General features: G+C 72.1%; 27 protein-coding genes. 18 read left to right on the top strand and 9 right to left on the bottom strand.

Annotated elements, in window-relative coordinates:
• The first annotated feature begins 17 nt into the window (after positions 1 to 17).
• Positions 18 to 770: an AzlC family ABC transporter permease gene (locus IM787_RS15505; protein WP_193677581.1), complete on the top strand. Its 753-nt coding sequence runs from the start codon at positions 18 to 20 to the stop codon at positions 768 to 770.
• Positions 767 to 1,096 (top strand): AzlD domain-containing protein, encoded by a 330-nt coding sequence (locus IM787_RS15510; protein WP_193677582.1) that lies wholly within the window; start codon positions 767 to 769, stop codon positions 1,094 to 1,096. The genes IM787_RS15505 and IM787_RS15510 overlap by 4 nt, the downstream gene beginning before the upstream one ends.
• Positions 1,097 to 1,100: 4 nt before the next feature.
• Here IM787_RS15510 and IM787_RS15515 read toward each other — a convergent pair whose 3' ends face one another.
• Positions 1,101 to 1,733 (bottom strand): hypothetical protein, encoded by a 633-nt coding sequence (locus tag IM787_RS15515; protein WP_193677583.1) that lies wholly within the window; start codon positions 1,731 to 1,733, stop codon positions 1,101 to 1,103.
• 51 nt (positions 1,734 to 1,784) lie between these two features.
• Positions 1,785 to 2,684 carry an NAD(P)H-binding protein gene (locus IM787_RS15520; RefSeq protein WP_193677584.1) on the bottom strand — a complete coding sequence of 300 codons (900 nt, stop codon included), beginning with the start codon at positions 2,682 to 2,684 and terminating at the stop codon, positions 1,785 to 1,787.
• A gap of 100 nt (positions 2,685 to 2,784) precedes the next feature.
• On the opposite strand from IM787_RS15520, the gene IM787_RS15525 reads away from it, so the two are divergent.
• Positions 2,785 to 3,678: a LysR family transcriptional regulator gene (locus IM787_RS15525; protein WP_193677585.1), complete on the top strand. Its 894-nt coding sequence runs from the start codon at positions 2,785 to 2,787 to the stop codon at positions 3,676 to 3,678.
• A 44-nt stretch (positions 3,679 to 3,722) separates the two neighbouring features.
• On the top strand, positions 3,723 to 3,998 hold the full coding sequence (locus tag IM787_RS15530; RefSeq protein ID WP_193677586.1) for a hypothetical protein: 276 nt from the start codon (positions 3,723 to 3,725) through the stop codon (positions 3,996 to 3,998).
• Positions 3,999 to 4,027: 29 nt separating this feature from the next.
• Here the strand turns inward: IM787_RS15530 and IM787_RS15535 are convergent, their stop codons facing one another.
• Entirely contained in the window at positions 4,028 to 4,543 is a 516-nt protein-coding gene (locus IM787_RS15535; RefSeq protein ID WP_193677587.1) for a cupin domain-containing protein, read from the bottom strand.
• Between the two features lie 79 nt (positions 4,544 to 4,622).
• On the opposite strand from IM787_RS15535, the gene IM787_RS15540 reads away from it, so the two are divergent.
• The gene (locus IM787_RS15540) at positions 4,623 to 5,051 is read left to right on the top strand and encodes a helix-turn-helix domain-containing protein (protein WP_193677588.1); all 429 of its coding nucleotides are present in this window, start codon (positions 4,623 to 4,625) and stop codon (positions 5,049 to 5,051) included.
• 76 nt (positions 5,052 to 5,127) lie between these two features.
• Here IM787_RS15540 and IM787_RS15545 read toward each other — a convergent pair whose 3' ends face one another.
• The 3 genes from IM787_RS15545 to IM787_RS15555 are packed head-to-tail and all read right to left on the bottom strand — an operon-like array spanning position 5,128 to position 7,641.
• Positions 5,128 to 5,553, bottom strand: a complete 426-nt coding sequence (locus tag IM787_RS15545; protein ID WP_193677589.1) for a PACE efflux transporter — start codon at positions 5,551 to 5,553, stop codon at positions 5,128 to 5,130.
• 28 nt (positions 5,554 to 5,581) lie between these two features.
• Positions 5,582 to 6,916, bottom strand: a complete 1,335-nt coding sequence (locus IM787_RS15550; protein ID WP_193677590.1) for an ATP-binding protein — start codon at positions 6,914 to 6,916, stop codon at positions 5,582 to 5,584.
• Positions 6,913 to 7,641 (bottom strand): response regulator, encoded by a 729-nt coding sequence (locus IM787_RS15555; protein WP_193677591.1) that lies wholly within the window; start codon positions 7,639 to 7,641, stop codon positions 6,913 to 6,915. The genes IM787_RS15550 and IM787_RS15555 overlap by 4 nt, the downstream gene beginning before the upstream one ends.
• A gap of 189 nt (positions 7,642 to 7,830) precedes the next feature.
• Here IM787_RS15555 and IM787_RS15560 point away from each other — a divergent pair, with 189 nt between their 5' ends.
• From IM787_RS15560 to IM787_RS15570, 3 genes are all read left to right on the top strand, one after another.
• Entirely contained in the window at positions 7,831 to 8,286 is a 456-nt protein-coding gene (locus tag IM787_RS15560) for a hypothetical protein (protein ID WP_193677592.1), read from the top strand.
• 13 nt (positions 8,287 to 8,299) lie between these two features.
• A complete protein-coding gene (locus IM787_RS15565; protein ID WP_193677593.1) occupies positions 8,300 to 8,611 on the top strand; it encodes an EF-hand domain-containing protein in 312 nt (103 codons plus the stop codon).
• Positions 8,612 to 8,729: 118 nt separating this feature from the next.
• Positions 8,730 to 9,677 carry a hypothetical protein gene (locus tag IM787_RS15570; protein ID WP_193677594.1) on the top strand — a complete coding sequence of 316 codons (948 nt, stop codon included), beginning with the start codon at positions 8,730 to 8,732 and terminating at the stop codon, positions 9,675 to 9,677.
• A gap of 57 nt (positions 9,678 to 9,734) precedes the next feature.
• On the opposite strand, the gene IM787_RS15575 is transcribed toward IM787_RS15570, so the two are convergent.
• Together IM787_RS15575 and IM787_RS15580 are read right to left on the bottom strand one after the other, a co-directional pair.
• Positions 9,735 to 10,709 (bottom strand): Bug family tripartite tricarboxylate transporter substrate binding protein, encoded by a 975-nt coding sequence (locus tag IM787_RS15575; protein ID WP_193677595.1) that lies wholly within the window; start codon positions 10,707 to 10,709, stop codon positions 9,735 to 9,737.
• A gap of 26 nt (positions 10,710 to 10,735) precedes the next feature.
• On the bottom strand, positions 10,736 to 11,848 hold the full coding sequence (locus IM787_RS15580) for an ABC transporter substrate-binding protein (RefSeq protein WP_193677596.1): 1,113 nt from the start codon (positions 11,846 to 11,848) through the stop codon (positions 10,736 to 10,738).
• A gap of 142 nt (positions 11,849 to 11,990) precedes the next feature.
• On the opposite strand from IM787_RS15580, the gene IM787_RS15585 reads away from it, so the two are divergent.
• From IM787_RS15585 to IM787_RS15600, 4 genes are all read left to right on the top strand, one after another.
• A complete protein-coding gene (locus IM787_RS15585) occupies positions 11,991 to 12,473 on the top strand; it encodes a MarR family winged helix-turn-helix transcriptional regulator (RefSeq protein WP_193677597.1) in 483 nt (160 codons plus the stop codon).
• Positions 12,474 to 12,555: 82 nt separating this feature from the next.
• On the top strand, positions 12,556 to 13,221 hold the full coding sequence (locus tag IM787_RS15590; protein WP_193677598.1) for a serine hydrolase: 666 nt from the start codon (positions 12,556 to 12,558) through the stop codon (positions 13,219 to 13,221).
• A gap of 54 nt (positions 13,222 to 13,275) precedes the next feature.
• The gene (locus IM787_RS15595) at positions 13,276 to 13,767 is read left to right on the top strand and encodes a serine hydrolase domain-containing protein (RefSeq protein ID WP_193677599.1); all 492 of its coding nucleotides are present in this window, start codon (positions 13,276 to 13,278) and stop codon (positions 13,765 to 13,767) included.
• A 2-nt stretch (positions 13,768 to 13,769) separates the two neighbouring features.
• Complete coding sequence (locus tag IM787_RS15600; protein ID WP_193677600.1) at positions 13,770 to 14,426, top strand: cold shock and DUF1294 domain-containing protein; 657 nt, start codon at positions 13,770 to 13,772, stop codon at positions 14,424 to 14,426.
• On the opposite strand, the gene IM787_RS15605 is transcribed toward IM787_RS15600, so the two are convergent.
• The gene (locus IM787_RS15605; protein ID WP_193677601.1) at positions 14,423 to 16,078 is read right to left on the bottom strand and encodes an FAD-dependent oxidoreductase; all 1,656 of its coding nucleotides are present in this window, start codon (positions 16,076 to 16,078) and stop codon (positions 14,423 to 14,425) included. The two genes, IM787_RS15600 and IM787_RS15605, sit on opposite strands and share 4 nt — an antisense overlap.
• A 30-nt stretch (positions 16,079 to 16,108) precedes the next feature.
• On the opposite strand from IM787_RS15605, the gene IM787_RS15610 reads away from it, so the two are divergent.
• The 6 genes from IM787_RS15610 to IM787_RS15635 all read left to right on the top strand — a co-directional run bounded on the left by IM787_RS15610 (position 16,109) and on the right by IM787_RS15635 (position 21,766).
• Positions 16,109 to 16,588: a YciI family protein gene (locus IM787_RS15610; protein ID WP_354004424.1), complete on the top strand. Its 480-nt coding sequence runs from the start codon at positions 16,109 to 16,111 to the stop codon at positions 16,586 to 16,588.
• Positions 16,589 to 16,711: 123 nt separating this feature from the next.
• Positions 16,712 to 17,548, top strand: a complete 837-nt coding sequence (locus IM787_RS15615) for a serine hydrolase (RefSeq protein WP_193677602.1) — start codon at positions 16,712 to 16,714, stop codon at positions 17,546 to 17,548.
• On the top strand, positions 17,545 to 18,156 hold the full coding sequence (locus IM787_RS15620; RefSeq protein ID WP_193677603.1) for a hypothetical protein: 612 nt from the start codon (positions 17,545 to 17,547) through the stop codon (positions 18,154 to 18,156). Before IM787_RS15615 ends, IM787_RS15620 begins: the two co-directional genes overlap by 4 nt.
• A complete protein-coding gene (locus tag IM787_RS15625; RefSeq protein WP_193677604.1) occupies positions 18,156 to 19,358 on the top strand; it encodes a hypothetical protein in 1,203 nt (400 codons plus the stop codon). The genes IM787_RS15620 and IM787_RS15625 overlap by 1 nt, the downstream gene beginning before the upstream one ends.
• Positions 19,359 to 19,514: 156 nt before the next feature.
• Positions 19,515 to 21,275 (top strand): MASE1 domain-containing protein, encoded by a 1,761-nt coding sequence (locus IM787_RS21565; protein ID WP_227494395.1) that lies wholly within the window; start codon positions 19,515 to 19,517, stop codon positions 21,273 to 21,275.
• The gene (locus IM787_RS15635; protein ID WP_193677605.1) at positions 21,272 to 21,766 is read left to right on the top strand and encodes a response regulator; all 495 of its coding nucleotides are present in this window, start codon (positions 21,272 to 21,274) and stop codon (positions 21,764 to 21,766) included. Before IM787_RS21565 ends, IM787_RS15635 begins: the two co-directional genes overlap by 4 nt.
• The last annotated feature ends 6 nt before the right edge of the window (positions 21,767 to 21,772 follow it).

Below are 21,772 nucleotides of genomic sequence, written 5' to 3' on the forward strand. Positions count from 1 at the left end.
GCCGGTAGACTCGGCCCATGGTTTCGAGATCGGCGATCGCCTCGTTCCGTGCCGAGGTGACGGCGCTCGTGCGGCAGCCGCTGTTCCGCGAAGGCGCCGTGGAAGCCATCCCGATGGCGATCGGCATCGCCGCCTGGGGCCTGGTGGCCGGGGTCGCCATGGCCAAGAGCGGGATGGGCGTGCCCCTGGCCATCTTCATGTCGCTGGTCGTCTACGCCGGCTCGGCACAGATCGCCTCGCTGCCCCTGATCGCTTCGGGCGCGCCGATGTGGGTCGTCTGGGCCACGACGCTGTGCGTCAGCCTGCGCTTCATGGCCTTCAGCTTCCACTACCGGCCGTACTTCATGCATCTGTCGCGACGGCAACGGGCTGCGCTCAGCTTCCTCATGGGCGACAGCAGCTTCGCGCTGTTCATCCGCCGCTTTCCCGAGCCGCTGCCCGGGCCGAGGTACCAGGACTATTTCCTGGGCAGCGCGCTCGTCACCTTCGCCGTCTGGGAAGTCTCCATCATCACCGGCATCGTCATGGGGCACGGCATCCCGCCGTCCTGGAACCTGGGCTTCGCCGGCACCATGGCGCTGCTGGCCCTGACGTGCACGCAGCTGCGCCAGCCCGTCACCTGGGCGGCCGCGGTGGTCGCCGCCTGCGCCGCGGTCGCGGCCTACGCGCTGCCGCTGAAGCTGAACATCATCGTCGCCATCGCGGCCGCCGTCGCGGTCGGCGTGCTGGCGGACAGGGCGTTTCCCGGCCGCGGAGGTGGCCGGCCGTGAGCGCGGGAGAGATCTTCGTCACAACCCTGGGGATGGCCCTGATCGCGTTCGCGTGCCGCGCCTTCTTCCTGCTGCCGAAGCAGGACCTGCCGATGCCGGCCTGGCTGCGCGAAGGCCTGCGCTACGCACCGGTCGCGGCGCTGGCGGCGGTGGTCGCGCCGGAACTGGTGCTGACGCAAGGCCACCTCGTCGAGACCTGGCGCGACGCCCGCATCTTCGGCGCGCTGGCCGGCCTGGCGTTCTACGCCTGGCGCCGCAGCCTGTTCGGGACGATCGTCTGCGGCACCGGCGTGATGCTGGCCCTGCGCTTCGGCCTGGGCTGGTAGCGGGCTACAGCGGGTTCGGGCCGTCGAACACGACGCGGATGGGACGCGCGTCCTTCCGGCCCTGCTCCAGCATCCACTTGCGCGCGAACTCCACGACCGTGCGCTCCGCGTTCTGCCGCTGCGCGTCGAGGTAGGCCGGGCTCGCGCCGCGCTGGGCGAGCTCGGGGCCAAGGTGGCGCACGGCGTTCTCCCGGTTCGGTGCCGCGCCGGGCGAGAACACGCTCTGTTCGGTGGTGACGATCTCCATGCTGCCCGTGTCGAACGCCACCGGCGCCTGGAGCTGCAGCGGCGGCACGGTCAGCTTGTAGCGATCGCCTTCCGGCTCCAGCTTCCATCGCTCGGCCAGCGGGATGCGGAACACGAACTGCGCTTTCACGCGCACCCTGGAGATCGTCTTCGGCAGCCCGCTGCAGTCGACGAAGGGGCAAGCCCATGCGGTTTGCCAGGCGAACTCCTCGACCTTGCGCATCTCCGCGACCTGCAGGAAGCCGCCCGGCGTGCGGATGAATTCCACGCGCGCGGGATCGAGGGTCGCGACCGCTTCGCCGCGCGTCGTGAACCCTCCGCCCAGGTACCCAGCCCCCAGCGCGGCGGCCACTGCCACGGCGGCCAGCGTGAGGGAGGTCCGGTGCTTCATGGTGCGAGGTCGAGGGGAGGGCTTCCGGCATTCTCGCCCAAGGGCCCCGGCTCAGGCAGGCTGGCCGGCGACCTCGGCATAGGCGGCCGCGAAGCGGCCCCGCGCGAAAGCGTCGAGCGTGGTCGGCTGCACCTCCGCGGGGGCGACGGCCAGCGACCCGAGCGGCGACGTCGACAGCCACGCGGCCAGCGCTTCGAGCTGGTCGGCGGCATCGGCGGAGAAGCCCTGTTCGCGCAGCATCGCCTTGGTATCCGCACCGGAGGTTTGCACGTACTGCAGGCCCGGCTTGCCGATGGCGCTGCCGAGGAGGGCGGCCGCTTCGCGCAGGGTGACGCTGCCCGGTGCATGCAGCACGAGCACTCCGCGATGCTGCGGCGTCACCAGCTCGCGGGCGGCGACGGCCGCGATGTCGGCGGTGGCCACCATCGGGATGCGGGCCTCGGGGGACTCCATGCCGGGCAGGGCGTCCATCGCCGCGACCGCGCCGGTCAGCGGCAGCAGGTTCTCCATGAAGGAGCCGGGCCGCAGGTGCAGCAGGTCGAGCCCGTCGATGGCGTCCAGGCGGCGTTCCTGCGCGTGCAGTCCCGCGATGGGGCCCGTGCCGCTCGGCAGCTCCGCGCCGACGCTGGACAGGTTGACGACGCGCCGCACGCCGGCCGCCCGCAGCGCCTGGGCGACGGCCGTGCCGATGCGGTCCTGCGCCGCGCGCATGTCCGGTTCGGCGTAGCAGGGCGGGGTCATGGTGTAGACGGCCGTGGCGCCGGCGAACGCGCGCTGCAGGAAGGCGGCGTCCGTGGGGTCGCCGGCGGCGACCTGGGCCCCGGCCGCCTGCAGCGGTGCCAGCGCGCCGGCACTGCGGCCGACGACGCGGACGGCGTGGCCGCCGGCCAGCAGCAGCAGGCGGGCGAGCTGGGAAGTGATCTGGCCGTTGGAGCCGAGGAGGACGAACATGATGCGGTTCCTTTCGTGGTGAGGTGCCTGGATGTTGCGCGTCCTGGCCGTCCGGAAAAAGGTGCCGAATGGGAATTGATTGTTCAGCGATACTGGACGCATGAACCTCGCCCGCCTGGAAGTGTTCGTCACGGTCTGCGCCACTCGCAGCTTCACCCGCGCCGCCGACCAGCTCGCCATCACGAAGTCCGCCGCCAGCCAGCAGGTGGCCACGCTGGAGCGCGAACTCGGCGTGCAGCTGCTGCACCGGTCGACCCGCAACCTGGCGCCCACCGATGCCGGCGCCGCGCTGCTGGAAGAGGGCCAGGCGCTGCTGGACCAGGCCCAGCGCCTGGCGGAACGCACCATGCGGCAGGCCGCGCAGCTCTCGGGCGTGCTGCGGGTCACGTCTTCGGAGGACACCGCCGTCGCGGTGGCGGCCGTCATCGCCGACTACCTGCGGCTGCATCCCGGAATGCAGGTCGAGTACCGGCCCAGCGACCGGCTGCTCGACCTGGTGGCGGACGGCCTGGACCTGAGCCTGCGCGCGACGACGCGGCGCGACTCGAGCCTGCGCGCCGTGACGCTGGCCGAGTACGACGTCTGGTGCGTGGCGTCGCCGCAGTACCTGCGCGAGCGCGGCACGCCGCGGCGGCTGGCCGAGCTGGCCTCGCATGCGTGGATCGCCTTCACGCTGATCCCCCATCCCTGGACGCTGCAGACCCGCGACGGCAAGCAGTCGGTCCGCTTCCAGCGCACGGTCAGCACCTCCAGCTCCGCGGGCGGACGCGCGCTGGCGCTGGCCGGCGCGGGGCTGTTCGCCGGACCGCGGTTCATCGTGGAAGCCGAGGTCGACGCCGGGCGCCTGGTGCGCATCCTGCCCACGCTGAAGCTCCCGGTGGTGACGCTCTACGCCGCCTGGCCGGGGCGGGGCGAGCCGCCGACCAAGACGCGCGAGTTCATCGAGCTGGCCAAGGCGAGGCTGGGACGGGGTCCGAAACCGGCGCCCCAATGACGCCGGACCATGCGCTACCCTTGGCGTTTTTCGGAAGCACGACCATGAACGAGCCCAGCGAAAGCACACCGGTCACGCGCGCGGAGGTCATGGCGGCCCTGGACGGGTGCGGCCAGGCGGTGGGCTTCGCGCTGGCGGGCGCGCTGAACACGGCCGGGGCCGACCGCAGCCGCGTCCTGTCGATCGCGGAGAGCCTGCAGACGCTCACGGTCGATGGCCGCTTCCCCGGGCCGGCGGGACACTGCATGGACGGGATCGTGCAGGGCATGCAGGCCTACCTCATTGCCGGCGTGAAGGACGAGGGCGCGCCCCTGCTGTAGCCCCCGGGGGCGACGGCGCGCAGGCGGCCTCAGGCAGGCGTGTCCGTCACCGCTTCGTACACGCCGCGCCGGACCCGCTCCAGGTTGACGCCCTCGATGCGGATCAGGCGCGACGCGCCCGCACGGCTCGGCGCATGGATGTCGCCCTCGTTGTAGAGGTGCGCGGTGCCCGGCGTGAGCTTGTATTCGCGCACCTTCCGCACCTTGGCGCGGCCGCCGGTCGCAACGGTCCCGACCGGGACCCAGTCGCTCATGGTCGTTTCGCCGTCGGCCTGCCCGTAGATGGCCCACGAGGGCCCGTGGTCGTGCGGCCCGCCGTCGCGCGCGTCCGTGTAGCGGTGCGCGAGGATGCAGAAGCCCAGTTGCGGATCTTCGTGCAGCACCTTGCGCTCGGGTGTCGTGGCGTCGAAGGCGCTCTCGACGAACGCGCGGTCCTGCAAGGCTTCGCCGAGGAGGGCGGCGACCCGCGCGCGGCCGCAGGGCGTGCCGTCTTCCTGGAGGATCGCGCGCACGCGCGCCGCAAAGGCCTGGAGGGTGAGGGACATAGAGGCTCCTGTGTTGACCGGAAGGGAAGGTGCGGCGAGCATAGGAATTCAAGTCGACTTGAAGTCAAGGGGTGGCGGCATGGACATCGCGGAAGTGGCACGGCGCTCGGGCATCGCGGCCTCGACGCTGCGCTACTACGAGGAGAAGGGGCTGATCGCATCGGTCGGCCGGCAGGGCCTGCGACGCGTGTTCCCCGCCGGCGTGCTGGACCAGCTGGCGCTGGTCGCGCTGGCGCAGACGGCCGGGTTCTCCCTCGACGAGATCCGCTCCATGTTCTCGCCCGAGGGGCGCCCGGACATCGACCGCCGAAGGCTGGAGGCGAAGGCCGACGAGATCGACCGGACGGTGCGGCGGCTGCAGGCGGTGAGCAGGAGCCTGCGCCATGCGGCCGTGTGCCCCGCGCCCAGCCACATGGAGTGCCCGACGTTCCGGCGCCTGCTGCAGGCGGCCTCGGCCGCTCCCCGCCCGGCGGCCCGCAGGAAGCCGGTGCCGGCCCGCCGGACGTGAACGCGCCGGGCCGTGCGCCTGGCCAGGCGCCGAGGGAGCGCAGGGTGCGCAGGGTGCGCAGGCAGGGGGTGCGGGGCTATCGTGGCTGGGCCGACAGCGGCAGGCCGAACACGCGGTCGAACGCCAGGTTGAACAGGAAGGCGTACACGAGGAAGAACACGATCATGGCGGCGTTGAGCAGCAGCGCGGCCAGCAGGCTGACCCCCAGCACCCACGCGAACAGCGGCACCAGCATGACGACGAGCCCGGCTTCGAAGCCGACCGCATGGACGACGCGCCGCAGCAGGCTGCGGCCCTTGCGGACTTGCCGCGCTTCCCATTGCTCGAACAGGCTGTTGTAGACGTAGTTCCAGGCCATCGCGATCGCGGACGACGCCGCGGCCGTGAGGCCCGCGGTCACCACCGGGCTGTCGGACAGCCACCGCAACAGCGTGCTCGCCAGCACGATGGCCAGCAGCTCGAACGAAACGACGTAGACGACCTTGCGCTTGAATCCCTGCACCGGGCCATTCTAGGTGCGCGATGCGGGTTCAATCCTTTCCCGGACGCGCCCGCGCGGCCAAGGGCAGGCGCACGCGCGCGCAGGTCCTGCCCGGCTCCCCGCCAAGGCTCAGCTCCCCGCCATGCCGCCGCACGATGCGGTCGACGATGGCCAGCCCGAGGCCGGCGCCCGCGACGCCGCTGCGGGCGCTGTCGCCCCGACGGAAGGGCTGCTTCAGTTCCTCGGCACGGCCCGGCGGGAAGCCGTCGCCCGCATCGCAGACGTCCAGCCAGGCGTGGGTCGCGTCGCTGCCGACCCGCATCGCCACGGGCGGGCGGCCATGGCGGAAGGCGTTCTCCACCAGGTTGCCCGCGGCGCGCAGCATGGCCGCTTCGTGCACGGCGGCGACGGGCTGCGGCCCGCCTTCCAGGCGGATGGTGCGCCCATGGTCGGCCTGCGCGGCGCGGACCTGCTGCGCCAGCGACCACAGGTCGACCGGCGCGGTCGCGGCCAGGGCGTCGTCGCGCGCGAAGTCGAGGAACTGGGAAACGATGCCGTCCATTTCCCCGATGCTGCGCCGCATGCTCGCCAGCAGCTCCTCGTCGAGGCGACCGTCGGCGAGCTCCACGCCGAGCCGCAACTTGGTCAGCGGGGTGCGCAGGTCGTGGGACACGCCCGCCAGCATCACCGCGCGATCGCGCTCCGCCTGCGCGAGCCCGTGCACCATCGCATTGAAGCTGCGGCTCACCGTGGCGATCTCGCGCGGGCCGTCCTCGGGCAGGGGCGGGGGCATGTCGCCGGCGCCGACGCGCCGCGCCGCCTGCTCCACGTTCGCCAGCGGCCGTCCCACCCGGCGCAGCATCCACAGGGCCAGCAGCAGGGCCAGCAGCGCGCTCGCCGAGGTCGCGATCACCCATGCCCCGCTGAACTCGCGGACCACCCGCAACCCCGGCAGCACCAGCCAGTGGTCCACGCCATCGACGGCCATCCGCAGTTCCAGGCGGCCGTTCTCCTGGCGGCGCCACTGCACCGGCCCGCCGTCGTCCAGGCGGTCGGAGATCGCCTGGACGAACCCGGCTTCCATGGGGCTCAGGGGACGGGCGGCCCGCGCGTGCGGCACCTGCAGTGCGGCCGCTTCGGTCTCCGCGCGGAGTTCGCGGTCGTTGAAGGCCCGGACGTAGGCCTCGCGCTGTTCCGGCGGCAGCGCCGCCAGCCCGGCCCGCAGCGCCTGCGCGGTGTGCGCCGTGCTTTCCGCCGCCTGCGCCAGGCGGGGCCGCAGCACCAGTTCCCGCAGCAGCACGGCGGCCATCACCTGGCCCAGGACCACGAGCAGCACCATCAGGAGCGCATAGCGCCCGCGCAGGCTGGCGGGCAGCAGCGTCATGGCGCATCGGGGTTCGGCACGAACTCGTAGCCGAAGCCCCACACGGTGCGGATGTGCCGCGGATGCGACGGGTCCGCCTCCACGACCTTGCGAAGGCGCATCACCTGCACGTCGATGCTGCGTTCGGTGGCGGCGTGGTCGGGCCCATACGCAAGCTGCAGCAGGCGGTCGCGGCCCAGCGGCCGCCGCGGCTGCTGCGCGAGCACGCGGAGCAACGCGAATTCCGCCGTGGAGAGCGGCACGTCCTCGTCGCCGCGGACCAGCCGGCGCTGGTCCAGGCGCAACACGAAAGCGCCGAACCGGATCTCGCCGCCCGGGTCGGCGACAGGCCCGTGGTGCGCCCCCAGCAGGCGCTGCCGGCGCACCAGCGCCTGGATGCGCGCGGCCAGCTCGCGCGGGTTGAACGGCTTGGCCAGGTAGTCGTCGGCGCCCATTTCGAGGCCGACGACACGGTCCACCGGCTCGCCCCGCGCGGTGAGCATCAGGATCGGGATCGTCTCGCCCTGCGCGCGCAGGCGCCGGCACGCGGCGAGGCCGTCCTCGCCCGGCATCATGACGTCCAGCACGAGCACGTCGTAGCGCTCGCGCCGCAGCAGGCGCTCGGCCTGTGCGGCGTCCTCCACCGCGCGGACGGCGTAGCCCTGCTCGCCCAGGTAGCGTTGCAGCAGGGCGCGCAGGTCTGCTTCGTCGTCCGCGATCAGCACGCGGGCCAGCGGTTCGCTCATCGGCGCATCGTAGCCGCGGGCAGCGGCCGCATGCAGCAACGAAACCATGACAAACCATGACGCAGGGCCGGCGGCGCCACGGCTTGTCATGAACGCGCCCGCCGCGGAAACGGCACGTTCACGGCCGCCCTCCACAGTTCTCCCGGCGGCGGGAATGGGTCCCGCCGCGCCGACAACCAGAGGAAACGAATGACCGCGATCTCCCCCCCCCGCCTCCTTGCTCCTGCCTTGCTCGCCGCCCTCCTGGCGGCGGGCACCGTCCCGCCGGCCGAAGCCGGACGCTTGCGCATCGTGCAGGCCCACCCCGGCGGGGGCGGGTCCGTCGCCACCGTGGCCGGACGCCATGGGCCGCACGGCGGCCACGCGGTGCGCCGGGGCCACACTGCGGTGGGTCCCGACGGCTCGGCCACCCACGCGGGGCGGTTCACGGCGGCGAACGCGCGCGGCAGCATCGCGAGTTCGGGCACCTCCAGCCGCGACGCACAGGGCCACGCGAGCGCCTCGCGCCAGACGACGGTGACCAACGCGGCCACCGGCCACAGCGCGCAGGTCAGCGCCAGCTACAGCCGCACGGACAGCGGCATGAGCGCGCAGCGCACCGTCAGCTGCCACGATGCCGCCGGCCAGGCGATCGCCTGCCGCTGAAGGAGCACACGCCGTGAAGACCCGCACCGCCTGGATCGTCCTCCTCCTCGTCGCCACGCTCTCCGGCTGCGCCCGGGGGCAGGGGCAGCGCGCCGCCCGCATGGCGCACGACCTCGAGCAGCGCTTCGCCCTGGCCGACCGTGACCGCGACGGCCGCCTCACCCGCGACGAGGCACGCGCCGGCCTCCCGTGGGCCGAACGGAACTTCGACGCGATCGATACGGCCCGCGCCGGCACGATCGACCTCGGTCAGGTCAAGGCCTTCGCGCGCGCGGAGCTCGCGCAGAAGCGGGCCGGCGGGGGACGGATGCAGTCCGCCCCGTGAGGGCCGCGCGTTGCCGGGACGATGCCGGCCGTGCTCCGGCGGTGCCGGTGACCCGGGTCACTTACGGCGAAGGCCGACTCGCCCGAACATTCGCCGCTTCGCAAGACCGGAGCGTCCCGTGGGCCGTCCTTCCCCAACCCTGCGCCCGCGCCTGGGCGCGCTGGCCGCCGCCGTGCTGGTGTGCGCGTGCAGCGGCGAACGCGGCACCTCGCCCGGCGAGGCCGGCGCACCTGCGGTGCCTTCGCCCGCCGCGGTGCCTCCAGCATCCAGGGCCCGCCTGTTCCTCACCATCGAGCTGAAGGGCACGGGGCGCAAGGACCTGCCCAACAAGGTCGAGTGGTATCGCCTGGCCTCCAGCCGGAAGGCCGAGATCGAACTCGCGATGTTCTTCCCCGGGAAGAGCCCGGTCCCGATCGTCAAGGTCGGCGGCATCGACAAGCACGATGCCCCCATGCCCGCCGGCATGAAGGCCATGGCCGATGCGCTGGAGCCTTGCAAGGGAGATGAAGACTGCCAGCGCCAGGCCATGGTGGCGTTCGGCCAGCAGCTCATGGCCAACCCGCAGGCGGTCGGCGCGATGAAGCAGGACGACACGCGCTTCGAGAACTGGGTCGCCGACCGGCGCGGGCCGTGCGCGAAGGGCACCTTCACGGTGGAGGACGAAGGCGACGGTATGAACATCTCCCCGCCCGAGGCCGCGAAGCCGTACCGGTTCCAGCGCACGGGCAGCCTCGACCTGTCGGGACAAGGTGCGGACCTCCTGGACAAAGTCTGCCAGGCGGAAGTGTCCGTGGACCGGCAGACCGGCCTTCTCAGCCTGCGGGTGAACAGGCTCGACGTGCCGGTCCCGGTGAGGATGTCGGGCCAGGCGTACACCTCGGAGAAGTCGGTTCCCTTCCTGGAAGGGAAGGGAAAGCTCGAACTGTTCGACCAGCCGGTCGACACCCGGGCCACGTCCTGGACGGGCCAGGGCCGGTTCGAGCGGGCCGGCACCGTTTCCCACAATTCCGGCCAGACCGTCGCGCCGATGGCGGCGACGGTGACCTGGCGCTTCGTCCGCGAATAGCCGCCACCGCCCGGGCGACGCCGCCCCGGCGGACCCGCGGCCGGCGTGGGCGATCGCCTATTCGACCTTGAGGCCGAGGCGCTTCACCACCGGCTCCCAGCGCGCCATCTCGGCGTCCAGCACCGCCTGTGCCTGCGTGCTGCTGCTGCCGATCGCGACGACGTCGTGGTTCTGCAGGCGCGTGCGCACGTCCGGCGTGGCCATGACTTCGCGCGCGCGTTTCTCCAGCTCCGCCACGACGGCGGGCGCCGTGCCCTTCGGCGCCTGAAGCACGAGGCGGAAGCTCACGTCCAGGTGCGGCTGCCGCAGCGCCTGGGCCAGGGTCGGGACCTCGGGTGCCAGCGGGGACGGCGTGCTGGAGGAGACCGCCAGCGCCGCCATCTTGCCGGCCTTCACCTGCGGCAGCACGGTGGGGGTGGCCAGGAAGCCGCAGTCCACTTCACCGGACAACACGGCCTGCGTCGCCGGCGCCGGGCCGCGGTAGGGGATGTGGTCCATGCGCACCTTGGCCGCTTCCAGGAACATCTCCGTGGCCAGGTGGCCGGGCACGCCGGGGCCGCCGGAGGCGTAGGTCACGCGGCCGGCCTTCGCCTTGGCGACCAGCTCCGCCACCGTCTTCACGCCGACGGAAGGATGGCACACCAGCATCTGCGAGAAGCTGCCCAGGACCGAAACGTTCACGAGGTCGCGCTTGGGGTCGAAGTCGCCGGACTTGTAGACTTGCGGGTTGACGGTGAGCACGGTGTCGGGGCTCAGGACCAGCGTCGTGCCGTCCGGGTCGGCCTTCGCCGCGGCCATCGCCGCGAGGCTGTTGCCGGCACCGGGCCGGTTCTCGACCACCACCGGCTGCTTCACGAGCTTGCCCAGTTGTTCGGCGAACAGGCGCGCCGTGATGTCCGATGGCGCGCCGGGCGGCGAGCCGACGAAGAGCCGGACGGGCTTGGCCGGCCAGGCCTGGGACTGCGCGGCGCCGGCCGCGAGGGCCAGCAGGGCGATCGCGCCGGCGGCGCGGAAGGTGGTGAGCGTGTTCATGCCTGTCGATACTCCCTTGTCAGGTCTCAATACATCAATTGTCCGCGGCGGTCGACGACCCCGATGTCGACCCACTGGGTGCCGACGTTCTGGCCGTCCGAGAAATCCTGCGGCAGGCCGCCGAGGTCCAGGCGCACCTGGCGCATGGCCGCCATCACCTTCTCGGGCGTGGGCGACGGGCCGGCGCGGCGGATCGCCTCCACCGCCACGCGCGCGGCGACATAGCCGGTCAGGTGCGGGTTGGAGGGCTCGGCATTCGGCACGTACCTGCGCATCGCGGCGCGGAACTCGCGCGCCAGCAGGGTCTTGTCCGCGCCCGCATTGGGCATCACCTGCGCCACGCCCACGCCGACCGCGGATTCGAGCGGCGCCTTCTCGAGGATCGCCTCCGCGGGCACGTACGACATCGCGTACATCGGCGTGCGGTCGCCGGCGGCGCGCACGTCGCGCACCAGCGCGGCGCCGCTGTTGCGCACCAGGACCATCACGTACGCCTGCGCGCCGGTCTCCTGCAGCTTCTTCGCCGTGGCGGCCAGCTGCTCGCCCACCGGCGGCACGGCGACGCGCCCGCGCACCTCCAGCTTCAGCTCCGCGACGGCCTCGTTGAAGTGGCCCAGGCCGCTCTTGCCCATCGGGTTGTCCTGGTAGGCCAGAGCGATGCGGCTGATGCCGAGCGTCGACAGGTGGCGCAGGATGTGGCGGATCTGCGCCTGGTCGCCCGCATGCGTGTGGAAGATCCACGGGCTGCCCGGCTTGCGCATGCCCTCCGCGCCCGGGGTCGCACCGATCGCCGGCACCTTGACGCGGTCGAACACCTTGGCCGACTGCAGCGCCAGCACGTTGGCCGAGCCGAACAGGTTGACGAAGGCCAGCGGCTTGTCGCGGGCGGCAACCAGCTCCACCAGCCGCACGGTCTCTTCCGGCTTGTACTGGTCGTCCTCGTGCACGAAGCGGATCTTCTGCCCGTTCACGCCGCCCTGGGCGTTGACGGACTCGATGTACGCCCTGGCGCCATCGTGGTTGCCCACCGCGGTGACGGCCAGCGGGCCCTTGGTCGGGGACACCTGCGCGATCACGATCTCGGCGGAAGCGGCGGCGGCGGACAGCAGCGCCGCGCATAAGATGAACGTACGGGCCAACACGGTTCTTCTCCCTGGATGGGCACCGCTCGCTGGCGCGGTGCGAGGTGGGGAGTCTTCTGCACGACGAGGTAGTGCATCTAATGAAGCGTTGATGAGGGACGGATGTATGTTGCGTGATCCCCGCACCCCCGATGACCTGTTGAATTACCGCCTGTTACGCCTCCTGGCGCTGGCGGGCGCGCCGGTGATCCGGTTGTGCGAAGGGCGCTATGGCGTGAGCCGCCGCGAGTTCCGCCTGCTGGCGCTGATCGTCGACGGCGGGCCCATCTCGCCGTCGCGCCTGAGCGAGCTGGCGCACCTGGATGCCACGCGCTCGTCGCGCGTCGTCGCCGCGCTGCTGAAGAAGCAGCTGGTGCGCCGCGAGGTGCAGGGCAACGACCGCCGCTTCGCGCTGCTGGCCGCCACGCCCAAGGGCCGGGAGCTGCACGCGGAGCTGTTCCCGCAGATCGCGGAGATCAACCGGCGCATGGTGTCGGTGCTCGACGCGCGGCAGGTGGCCGCGCTCGACGAGATCCTGGCAGTCCTGACGCCGCACGCCGAGGCCGTCAACGGCTCGATCGTGCTGGATGTCCGCGCAGAGCGCGGGCGAGGACGGGAGCGGCGCGCGGACGACGAGGACTGAGGCCCCGGTGCTTGTGGCGCACGCGCTGCGGGCGCCCGTTGGACGCATTGCCGCCGGGCCGTGCGGCTGGTAGAACCCGCCGATGCCTTCACCCTCGCGACGCACGCTCGTCCTGGGAACCGCCGCGGCCGCGCTGGCGCCCCCTGCCGTCCTCGCCGCGGCCTCCAACTGGGAGCAGCGCTTCGGCTATCCCTCCGGCTGGCCGCCCAACCGCGCCTGGACCGACAAGGCCTACCGCGTCGGCAACTACTCGGGCGGCTACGAGCGCATGTTCCGCGCGCGTCCGATTGCGTCCGGCGACGCGGCGGCGCCGCTGGCGCCCGCCCCGGCGGACGCGCAGAACGCCTTCGGGCCAGTGGCGGCGCGTGCCACCGCCTACCTCCGCGCCTGGCCGATCTCGGGCCTGCTGATCGCGCGCCGCGGGACCGTGCTGTTCGAGTCCTACCAGTTCGACCGCAAGCCGGACATGCGCATGCACAGCTGGTCGATGGCCAAGAGCGTCACCGCGCTGCTGCTGGGCATCTGCGTGGACCGCGGGCTGGTGCGGTCGATGGACGACAAGGCCGAGGACTACCTGCCTGCGCTGAAGGGCACGCTGCACGGCCAGGTCACGCTGCGCAACCTGGCCAACATGTCCAGTGGCGCGGCCATCCTCCACCACCGCGACAACGCGACGATCTATCCCGCCGCTTTCCTCGACAACGCTTCCGACCTGGAGCGCGTGGTGCGCGAATGGAACCGGACGTAGGAGCCGCAGGGCGCGCGCTACAACTACAACGAGCTGTGCCCGCTCACCATTGGCATGGTGATCCGGCAGGTGACGGGCAAGACCCTGGCCGCCTTCTGCGAAGAGGCCCTATGGAAACCGCTCGGTGCCGAGGGGCCGGCCAGCTGGCTGTGCGACGGCCAGGGCCGCGAGTTCAACTGCATCGGCTTCGGCGCGCGCCTGCGCGACTGGGCACGGCTCGCGCAACTCGTGGCCCAGGGCGGCGAGATGCAGGGCCGCCAGGTCATCAGCCGCCGCTGGATCGACGAGTGCGCGTCCTGGTCCCCGGCCGATGCGCAAGGGCGGCTCGGTGTCGCGATGCCGAAGCTGGGCTACAAGTACTTCTTCTGGCACGGCCGCGCCGACGGCAACTGGATGATGATGGTGGGCCACGACGGCCAGCGCGTGATCGTCGAACGGACGACGCAGACGGTGCTGGTGCAGACGGCGGTGGACGAATCTGCGATGTGGGTGCCGGAACTGACCACCATCATGTCGGAGGCGGTGCGGACGCCGCTCGGGAGTTGAGGATGCGCAAGGAAGGCACCATCGTCCGCTGGGATGACGCCAAGGGCTTCGGCTTCATTCGCTCGGGAGGCTCGGCGCAGGACGTGTTCGTCCATGCGCGGGACTTCCGCTCGGGGGCCGACGGCTCGCCGCGCAAGGGCATGCGCGTGCATTTCGACGAAATCCATGTCGGTGGCAAGGGCCCGCGCGCGATGGCCGTTCAGCCTGTGGGGATGCAGGCCACGCCCGCCCGCGGCGATCCGGCCCGGACACCGCTTCAGGCACGCAAGCCTGCTGCCCGCAGCCGGAGTGGCTCGCCCGCCTCGGGCGCCCGATGGGTGCTGCCACTGATGGCCGCCTATGCGCTGGCCCTGGCGTGGCTGGTGTGGCAGCGGCAGGTTCCCTGGTGGGTGCCCGGTGCATCCTGCCTGCTGAACCTCCTGACCTTCTTCGCCTACTGGCAGGACAAGTACGCCGCCCAGCAGGGCCGCTGGCGCATCAGGGAAGACACGCTCCATCTCTGGAGCCTCGCGGGCGGCTGGGGCGGCGCCTGGTTCGCGCAGCAGGTGCTGCGGCACAAGTCGGTGAAAGGCAGCTTCCGCGCGACCTACGCGGCGACCGTGCTGCTGCATTGCGCCGGCGTGGCCGCGGCGTGGTGGTTCTGGCGCCCGGCCCGCTAGGACGCGGTCTCCTTCGCGGCCTCCAGGAAGCGGTGCAGCGCGGCGACCACCGCCGCGCCTTCGCCGATCGCCGCCCCGACGCGCTTGGTGGACCCCGCACGCACGTCACCGACCGCGAACACGCCCGGCAGGCTCGACTCGAGTTCACCGCGGCCGGGTCCCCCGGTGACGACGAAGCCGGCGCGGTCGAGCGCCATGCCGCAGCCTGCGAGGAAACCGGTCTCCGGCGAAGCCCCGATGAACAGGAACAGGTTGCGCACCGGCCGCCGCGTGACCTCGCCGCCGTCGCGGTCGCGCCAGGCCACGGTGGAGAGGTGGCCGGCGGCGTCGCCTTCGAGCTCGGCGAGTTCCTGCCGTGGCAGCACCGTGATGTTGGCGGCGGCTTCGATGCGGTCGATCAGGTAGCGCGACATCGTCGCCGCGAGGCCGGTGCCCCGCACGAGGATGGTGACGCGCGCCGCGTGCGCCGCGAGGAAGACCGCGGCCTGGCCGGCGGAGTTGCCGCCGCCCACCAGCACCACTTCCTCGCCGCGGCACAGGCGCGCCTCGATCGGCGAGGCCCAGTACCACACGCCGCGTCCTTCGAAGGCGGGCAGGTTGCGCGCCTCGGGGCGGTTGTAGCGCGCGCCGCTGGCGATCACCACCGAGCGGGCCTGCAGCCGCCGGCCGTCGGTGAGGCGCAATGCCGGCGGGGCATCGGGCGTGCATTCGAGCGCGGAGACCTGTGCCGGCACGAGCACCCGTGCGCCGAACTTCTGCGCCTGCACGTAGGCACGGCCGGCGAGGGCCTGGCCCGAGATGCCGGTCGGGAAGCCGAGGTAGTTCTCGATGCGCGCGCTGGCGCCGGCCTGGCCACCGTACGCGCGGCAATCGAGGGCGACGACCGCCAGGCCTTCGCTGGCGGCATACACCGCCGTGGCCAGCCCGGCCGGGCCGGCGCCGACGATCGCCACGTCGAACAGCTGGTGCTGCTCGGAAGGATCCAGCAGGCCCAGGCAATGGGCCAGCTGCTGTTCGTCCGGGTCGACCAGGATGCTGCCGTCCGGGCAGACCGCCAGCACCTCGTGCGGCCGGTTGGCGTATTGCGAGGCAAGGGCGCAGGCGCTGGCATCGTCGTGCGGCCCGACCACGTGGTAGGGCTGGCCGTTGCGCCGCAGGAAGTTCTCCAGCCGCACCAGGTGCGGCGATTGCGCGTCGCCGATCAGCACGGCGCCGGCGACGCCCCGCTCGATCAGGGCCACGCGCCGCAGGATCAGCGCGCGCGTGATGCGCTCGCCCAGGTCGGCTTCCGCGGTGATCAGCGCGCGCAGCTGCGCGGGCGGCACCAGGATCGCCTCCACCGGCTCCTCGGCCAGGCCGTCGACGAGCGCGGGAGCGCCGGACAGTTGCCCCACCTCGGCGAGGAAGGCGCCAGGGCCCTCGCGCACGATGGGGACGACATGCCCGAGGCCGTCGCGCTGGCTGATGCGGACCAGCCCCTTCAGCAGGATGAACATGCCCGGCCCGGGCTCTCCCGCCCGGAACAGGTGGTCGCCGGCGGCGTAGCTGCGCGGCGTGCCGAAGCGCGCAGCGCGCGCAACGTCGCCTTCGTCCAGCACGGGGAACATCTGCTCGCGCCGGCCGGCGAGGGTGTCGGGTTCGGGAGCTGCCATGGGGCGAGACTAGCATCGGCGCGGCCCGGCGTGCAGCTGCGGCGACTTGCCTTCGGCCGCATCCTGCGTCACGATGCGCGCCCCAACCCCGAGACCCCGATGACGAACCCTCCATCCTCCAAGGAATTCCTGCTGCTGTCGCGCGGCCAGTGGGACGCCGACAAGTCGCCGCAGGAGATCCAGGCGGCCATCGACGCCTTCTACGCCTGGCACGAAACCCTGGTCGCGCGCGGCCAGTTCAGGCCGGGGCAGCGGCTCGCGAAGGCGTCCAGGCTGGTCACCCGCAGCGGCATCCTCGACGGGCCGTTCGCGGAAGCGAAGGAGGTCGTGGGCGGCTACTGGTTCGTCCTGGCCGGGAGCCTCGACGAAGCGGCGCGCATCGCCGCGGACAACCCGTGCCTGGCGTGCGGCCTGGCGTTCGAGATCCGCCCGATCGAGCCGGAAAAGGCCAGCGCCTACCGCGAGAGCAACGAGACGCCGCGGCAGGCCGCGGCCAGCCGCCAACTCTAGGCCCAGTCCGACGCCGGCCGCCGCCGGGTTGTTCCACCATCGCGCTGGTGAACGGGAAGGCTCGCGTGCAAGCTCTGCCGCGGCGCCGTACCGGCCCAGCAGAAGAACAACCCGCAAGAAGGCATGACCGAGGCCACCCTCCGCGACACCGTCCTGAAGATCGGCGAAAACGCCCGCGCGTCCGCCGTCGCGGTCGCGGTCTACGACTTCGAGCACCACACCACGTGGTCGATCCATCCCGCGCGCTGGTTCCACGCCGCCAGCACCATCAAGGTGCCGGTGCTGCTCGCCGTCTACGAGGCCATCGAGCAGGGCCGCCTGGAGCCGCACTCGCGCGTGCACGTGCGCAACCGCTTCTACGGCCTCGTCGACGGCAAGCCCTTCCGCGTGTCCCAGGGCAGCGACGCCAACGCGGACGTGCACGCCGCCCTCGGGCGCATGCTCACGGTGCACACGCTGGCCGAGCACATGATCGTGACGAGCAGCAACCTCGCCACCAACCTGCTGCTGGACCTCGTCGGCATCGAGGCCGCGCGGGCCTCCCTGGCGCGCCTGCACCTGAGCGGCATCGAGCTGCAGCGGGGGGTGGAGGACGAAGTGGCCTGGGCGGCGGGCATCAACAACCGCGTGACCGCCGCCGGCCTCTGCAACGCCATGCGCCTGATCGAAGAAGGGCGGGCCATCTCGCCCGAGGCCTCCAGGGCGATGCTCGACATCCTGCACCAGCAGCGCTTCCGCAGCGGCATCCCGGCGGGACTGCCGGAAGACGCGCGCGTGGCCCACAAGACCGGGGAGATCTCGACCGTCGCCCATGACGCCGGCATCGTGTACCTGGACGGACGCGATGCCTACGTCGTCGTCATCCTCACCGAGTGGGCGCCCGAAGTGGACGGACGGCAGGAGACGATCGCGCGGATCTCGCGCGCGGTGTACGAGTACATGACGGGGAACCGCGCATGAGTCCCTTCCCGCTTCCGCTCGTGCACGCCGGGGACCTCCCGCCCGAGGTGCGGGAAGTGCTGCGCCCGGGGCAGCCGCTGCGCGGTCGCTCGGGGGTCGCGCGCGTGCTGCCTGCAACGTTCCTGCGCGTGGATTCCTGGAGCCAGGCCCGCGAAACCATGCTCACGCCCCACTTCGCGCTGTGGGAACTCATCGGCGTGGACGTGCGGGAAGCGGCACCCCTGCGCTCGTTCCCGCGCTACGTGCCGTGCGCGCTGGTGCTGCTGGCGACGGCGCTCGAGCTGTTCCGGCTGGAGGTGGGGACGACCGTGCATGTCGCCGCCAACGGCGGGTACCGCTCGCCGGGCCACGCGCTGACGCGGCATGCCTCGCGCCACTGCTGGGGAACGGCCGCCAACATCTACCGCATCGGGGACACGCTGCTCGAGACGCGGGAAGAGATCGAGAAGTACGCGGCGATCGCCCGGCGCGTGATTCCCGGCGCCTGGATCCGGCCATATGGCCAGGAAGACGGCGAGGCCGACGACCACCTGCACGTCGACCTGGGCTACACGGTGTTCGATCCGGCGGAGGACCCGGGCGCCGACGATGCGAAGGAGCCGACCTGATGGCCGATGCCAAGAAGCGGGAGCGGGCGGTCGCGGCATCGCCACTGGCCCTGGCGGCGATCGGCCTCGAGGCCGAATGCTCGCTGGTGGTCGACGGCCAGCCGACGCGGCCGGAAGACTTGTTCGGCAGCCCGCGCGACTTCATCCGCGGCGAGCTGATGCACCGGCAGGGCACCTCGTACCACCTGCCCACCGGCGGTGCCGTCTACTTCGACACCGGCGTCATCGAGGTCGCCACGCCGGTGATCGAGATCGAGCGCGGTTGCGCGGCGCGGGCCGGGCGATCCCTGTGGGAGGCGCTGCAGTTCATCCGCGGCGAGCTCGACGCCTGGGACGCGCGCCACGGGCGGCACACGCAGCTCGTGGGCTTCAGCGCGCACTACAACGTCTCCTTCGAACTCCCGCCGGGCGAACCGGCGAACGGCCGCAGCATCGGCAAGCTCGCCCACCTGCTCACCTTCATCCTGCCCGCGCCGGTGATGCTGCTCGCGACCAACCGGCGCTCCACCGGCGTCGGCGTGCGCCCGCGCCAGGACCGCATCGAGATCACGTCGGACTTCACGCCCGACCCGGCGCTCATGATCGCGGCGGCCGCGCTGATCGTCGGTATCGTGCGGGAGGTCATGGCCTGGTCCAGCTACGAACCCGAGGAACTCGCGCGGCGCGGCATCCCGGTGATCCGCGGTTTTCGGCCCATGCCGCACACCTCGCGCAAGGGCTGGCTGGCCCGGTTCGACTGCTATCCGCAGAGTCCGTTCACCTGCGACGTCGACACGGACCGGTGGGAGACCGAGAACCACGGCGCGCTCAGCCTGCGCGGCATTGCCGGCCGCACGGTGCGGTACTTCTGGCGCCCGATCCGGCGCATGTCCGACCCGTTCACGTTCCGCCTCATCGCGGCCGTCCTGCAGGGTCGCGGGGCGTCGCTGCTGGACCTGCCCGACCGGCCCGCCGCCTACGAGGACGTCGGGCGGCTTTGCACCTGGGACGGGACGCTGCCGCCGTCGCGGCTTGCCCGCTCGCGCTATGAACGCGTGGTGATCCGCGCCGTCTCCGGGCAGCCGCTGCGCATCGCCGGCGAGCGGCTGCAGCCCGTCGGCATGGACGGCTGGTCGGCCATCGTGTTCCGGCGCCCCGACAACGGACAGGAAGTGATCGCCATCGACGACCTCATCGAACACCTGGACGGGTGGGAGCGCTAGTACGGAACGTTGCGTGACCGCGGCCCGCAGTCAACGATCGGGTTAAGCGAATGGCGGGCCGCGCGGGGCTTTGCCTTAGGCGCAATGCTCGACCGTAGGGGAGAATCGATGGGTTGCTTCTCCGGCTCGCGCATCGTGCGGCCAACCTCGGATCCGATGAACCAGCCGAACCTGCGCGTGCAGTCCTTGCGCAGCAAGATCTTGGTGATCGCGGGCCTCGCGCTCGCCTATTTCCTCGCTGCACGCCTCCTGATCTCCCTGTCCGCCATCGCGGCCGGGCCCGTCACCACCATCTGGCTGCCGTCCGGCATCGCGGTGGCCGCGCTGGTGCTGTACGGTCCCTGGGCCGCTTGCGGCTCTTTCGCGGGATCGCTGGCGGTGGCCCTGGCGACGTCCACGCCCGCGCCCCTCGCCGTGATGCTCTCTCTGGGCAACACCGGTGGCGAGCTGCTTTGCTGGTGGCTGCTGGCCGGCTGGCGCAACCGCGGCTTCTCCGTGGAACACGTGATGGACGGGCCCCGGCTCGCCGGTGCGGCCGTGGCCGGCGGCGTCCTGTCCGCCACCGCCAGCGTCGGCGGCTACGTGCGTTTCGGGCTGATCCCGCCGGACGCCTTCCTGGGCAGCTGGCTGGCGTGGATGGGTTCGGGCGTCGCCAGCATGGTGCTCGTCACGCCGCTGCTCGTGTACGCGGCGCGGCATCGCCACCAGCCGTGGCGCGTGGCCGGGCGGCTGCCCGAGTACGGCTCGGCCCTGCTGCTGCTGGTCGCCGCCGCGCTCCTCTGGCAGGGGCCGCATTTCGAGCGGGGGGTCGACGAGCCGGTCGTGCTGCTGCTGATCCTGGGCCAGCTGTGGATCGCCTTCCGGTTCACGCCGGCCGCCATGACGCTTTCCAACGCCGTCATCGCCGCCTCGGCCGTGGCGGCCCTGGTCCTCCGCCTCGGCCACGCGCCGCCGGCCACGGCCTATCCCTTCATCCTGTCGCTGCAGCTGATGCTGGCCGGACTGGCGCTGGTGGCCTACTTGCTGGCGGCCATGGTGGAGCGCCAGCGCCGTTCCACGCAGCAGCTGCGCGACGCGCAGGGCGCCCTCGTGACCGGAGCGCGCGACGCGGGGCGGGCGGAGATCGCGACCAACGTGCTGCACAACGTCGGCAACGTCCTGAACAGCGTGAACGTGTCGGCGCAGCTGGCGGTCACGCGGCTGGAAGCCTCGAAGTTGCAGGGCCTGACGCGCGCGCTGCAGATGCTGCAGTCGAACCGGGCCGACCTCGGTACCTACCTCGCGCAGGATCCCAAGGGCAAGCTGCTGCCGTCCTACCTGGAGCAGGTCGGCAGGGCCCTGGAGCAGGAGCAGCGCGAGCTGCGCCAGGAGCTCGACCTGCTGGTGCGCAACGTCGACCACATCAAGGACGTCGTCGCCACGCAGCAGCGGTATGCCGGCGTCAGCACGGTGCTCGAGCCGGTGCAGTTGCACGAGGTGGTGGAGGACGCGCTGCGCCTGCACCACTCCGACATGGTGCGCGCCGGCGTGACGGTGGAACGCGAGTTCGGCGACGTGCCGGTGGTTCCGCTGGACAAGGCCCGCATCGTGCAGATCCTCGTCAACCTGTTCAGCAACGCGCGCCATGCGATGGCGCAGCGCGAAGGCCAGCGGCGCATGGTGCTGCGCGTCGGGCAGGAGGGCGGGCAGCTCGCCGTGAGCGTCACCGACGAAGGCGAGGGGATCTCGCGCGAGAACCTCACGCGCATCTTCGCCCACGGCTTCACCACCCGCCGGGGCGGCCACGGCTTCGGCCTGCACAGCAGTGCGCTGGTGGCCGTGGAGATGGGCGGCACGCTGGTGGCGCACAGCGACGGCCCTGGAGCCGGCGCGACCTTCACGCTGAAGCTGCCGCTGCAGCAGGCGGTGCCGGCATGAACCCCGGGCGTCCGCCGCGCATCCTGATCGTCGACGACATGCCGGCGATCCACGAGGACTTCCGCAAGATCCTGGTGCCGCCCGAGGCGACGGCGCTGGACGACCTGGAGGCCACCCTGTTCGGCGCCGCGGTGTCCCCGGTGGCCGAACACTTCGAACTGGATTCGGCCTACCAGGGACGCGAGGCGCTCGACATGGTGGTCGCCGCGCGTGACGCGGGCCGGCCCTACGCCTTCGCCTTCGTCGACATGCGCATGCCGCCCGGGTGGAACGGCGTCGAGACGATCGAGCGCCTGCGCAAGGTGGACCCGGTGCTGCCGGTGGTGATCTGCACCGCGTACTCCGACCATTCGTGGGAAGAGATCGGCGACCGCATCGGCGGCGAGGACGGTGCCGTCATCCTGCGCAAGCCGGTCGATCCGGGCAAGGTCCGCGAGATCGCGATCCACCTGGCGGGCCGGCCGCACGCCGGGCCGCCGGCCGGGGACTGAACGGCG

The sequence above is a fragment of the Ramlibacter pallidus genome, assembly GCF_015070875.1.
Classification (GTDB): domain Bacteria; phylum Pseudomonadota; class Gammaproteobacteria; order Burkholderiales; family Burkholderiaceae_C; genus Ramlibacter; species Ramlibacter pallidus.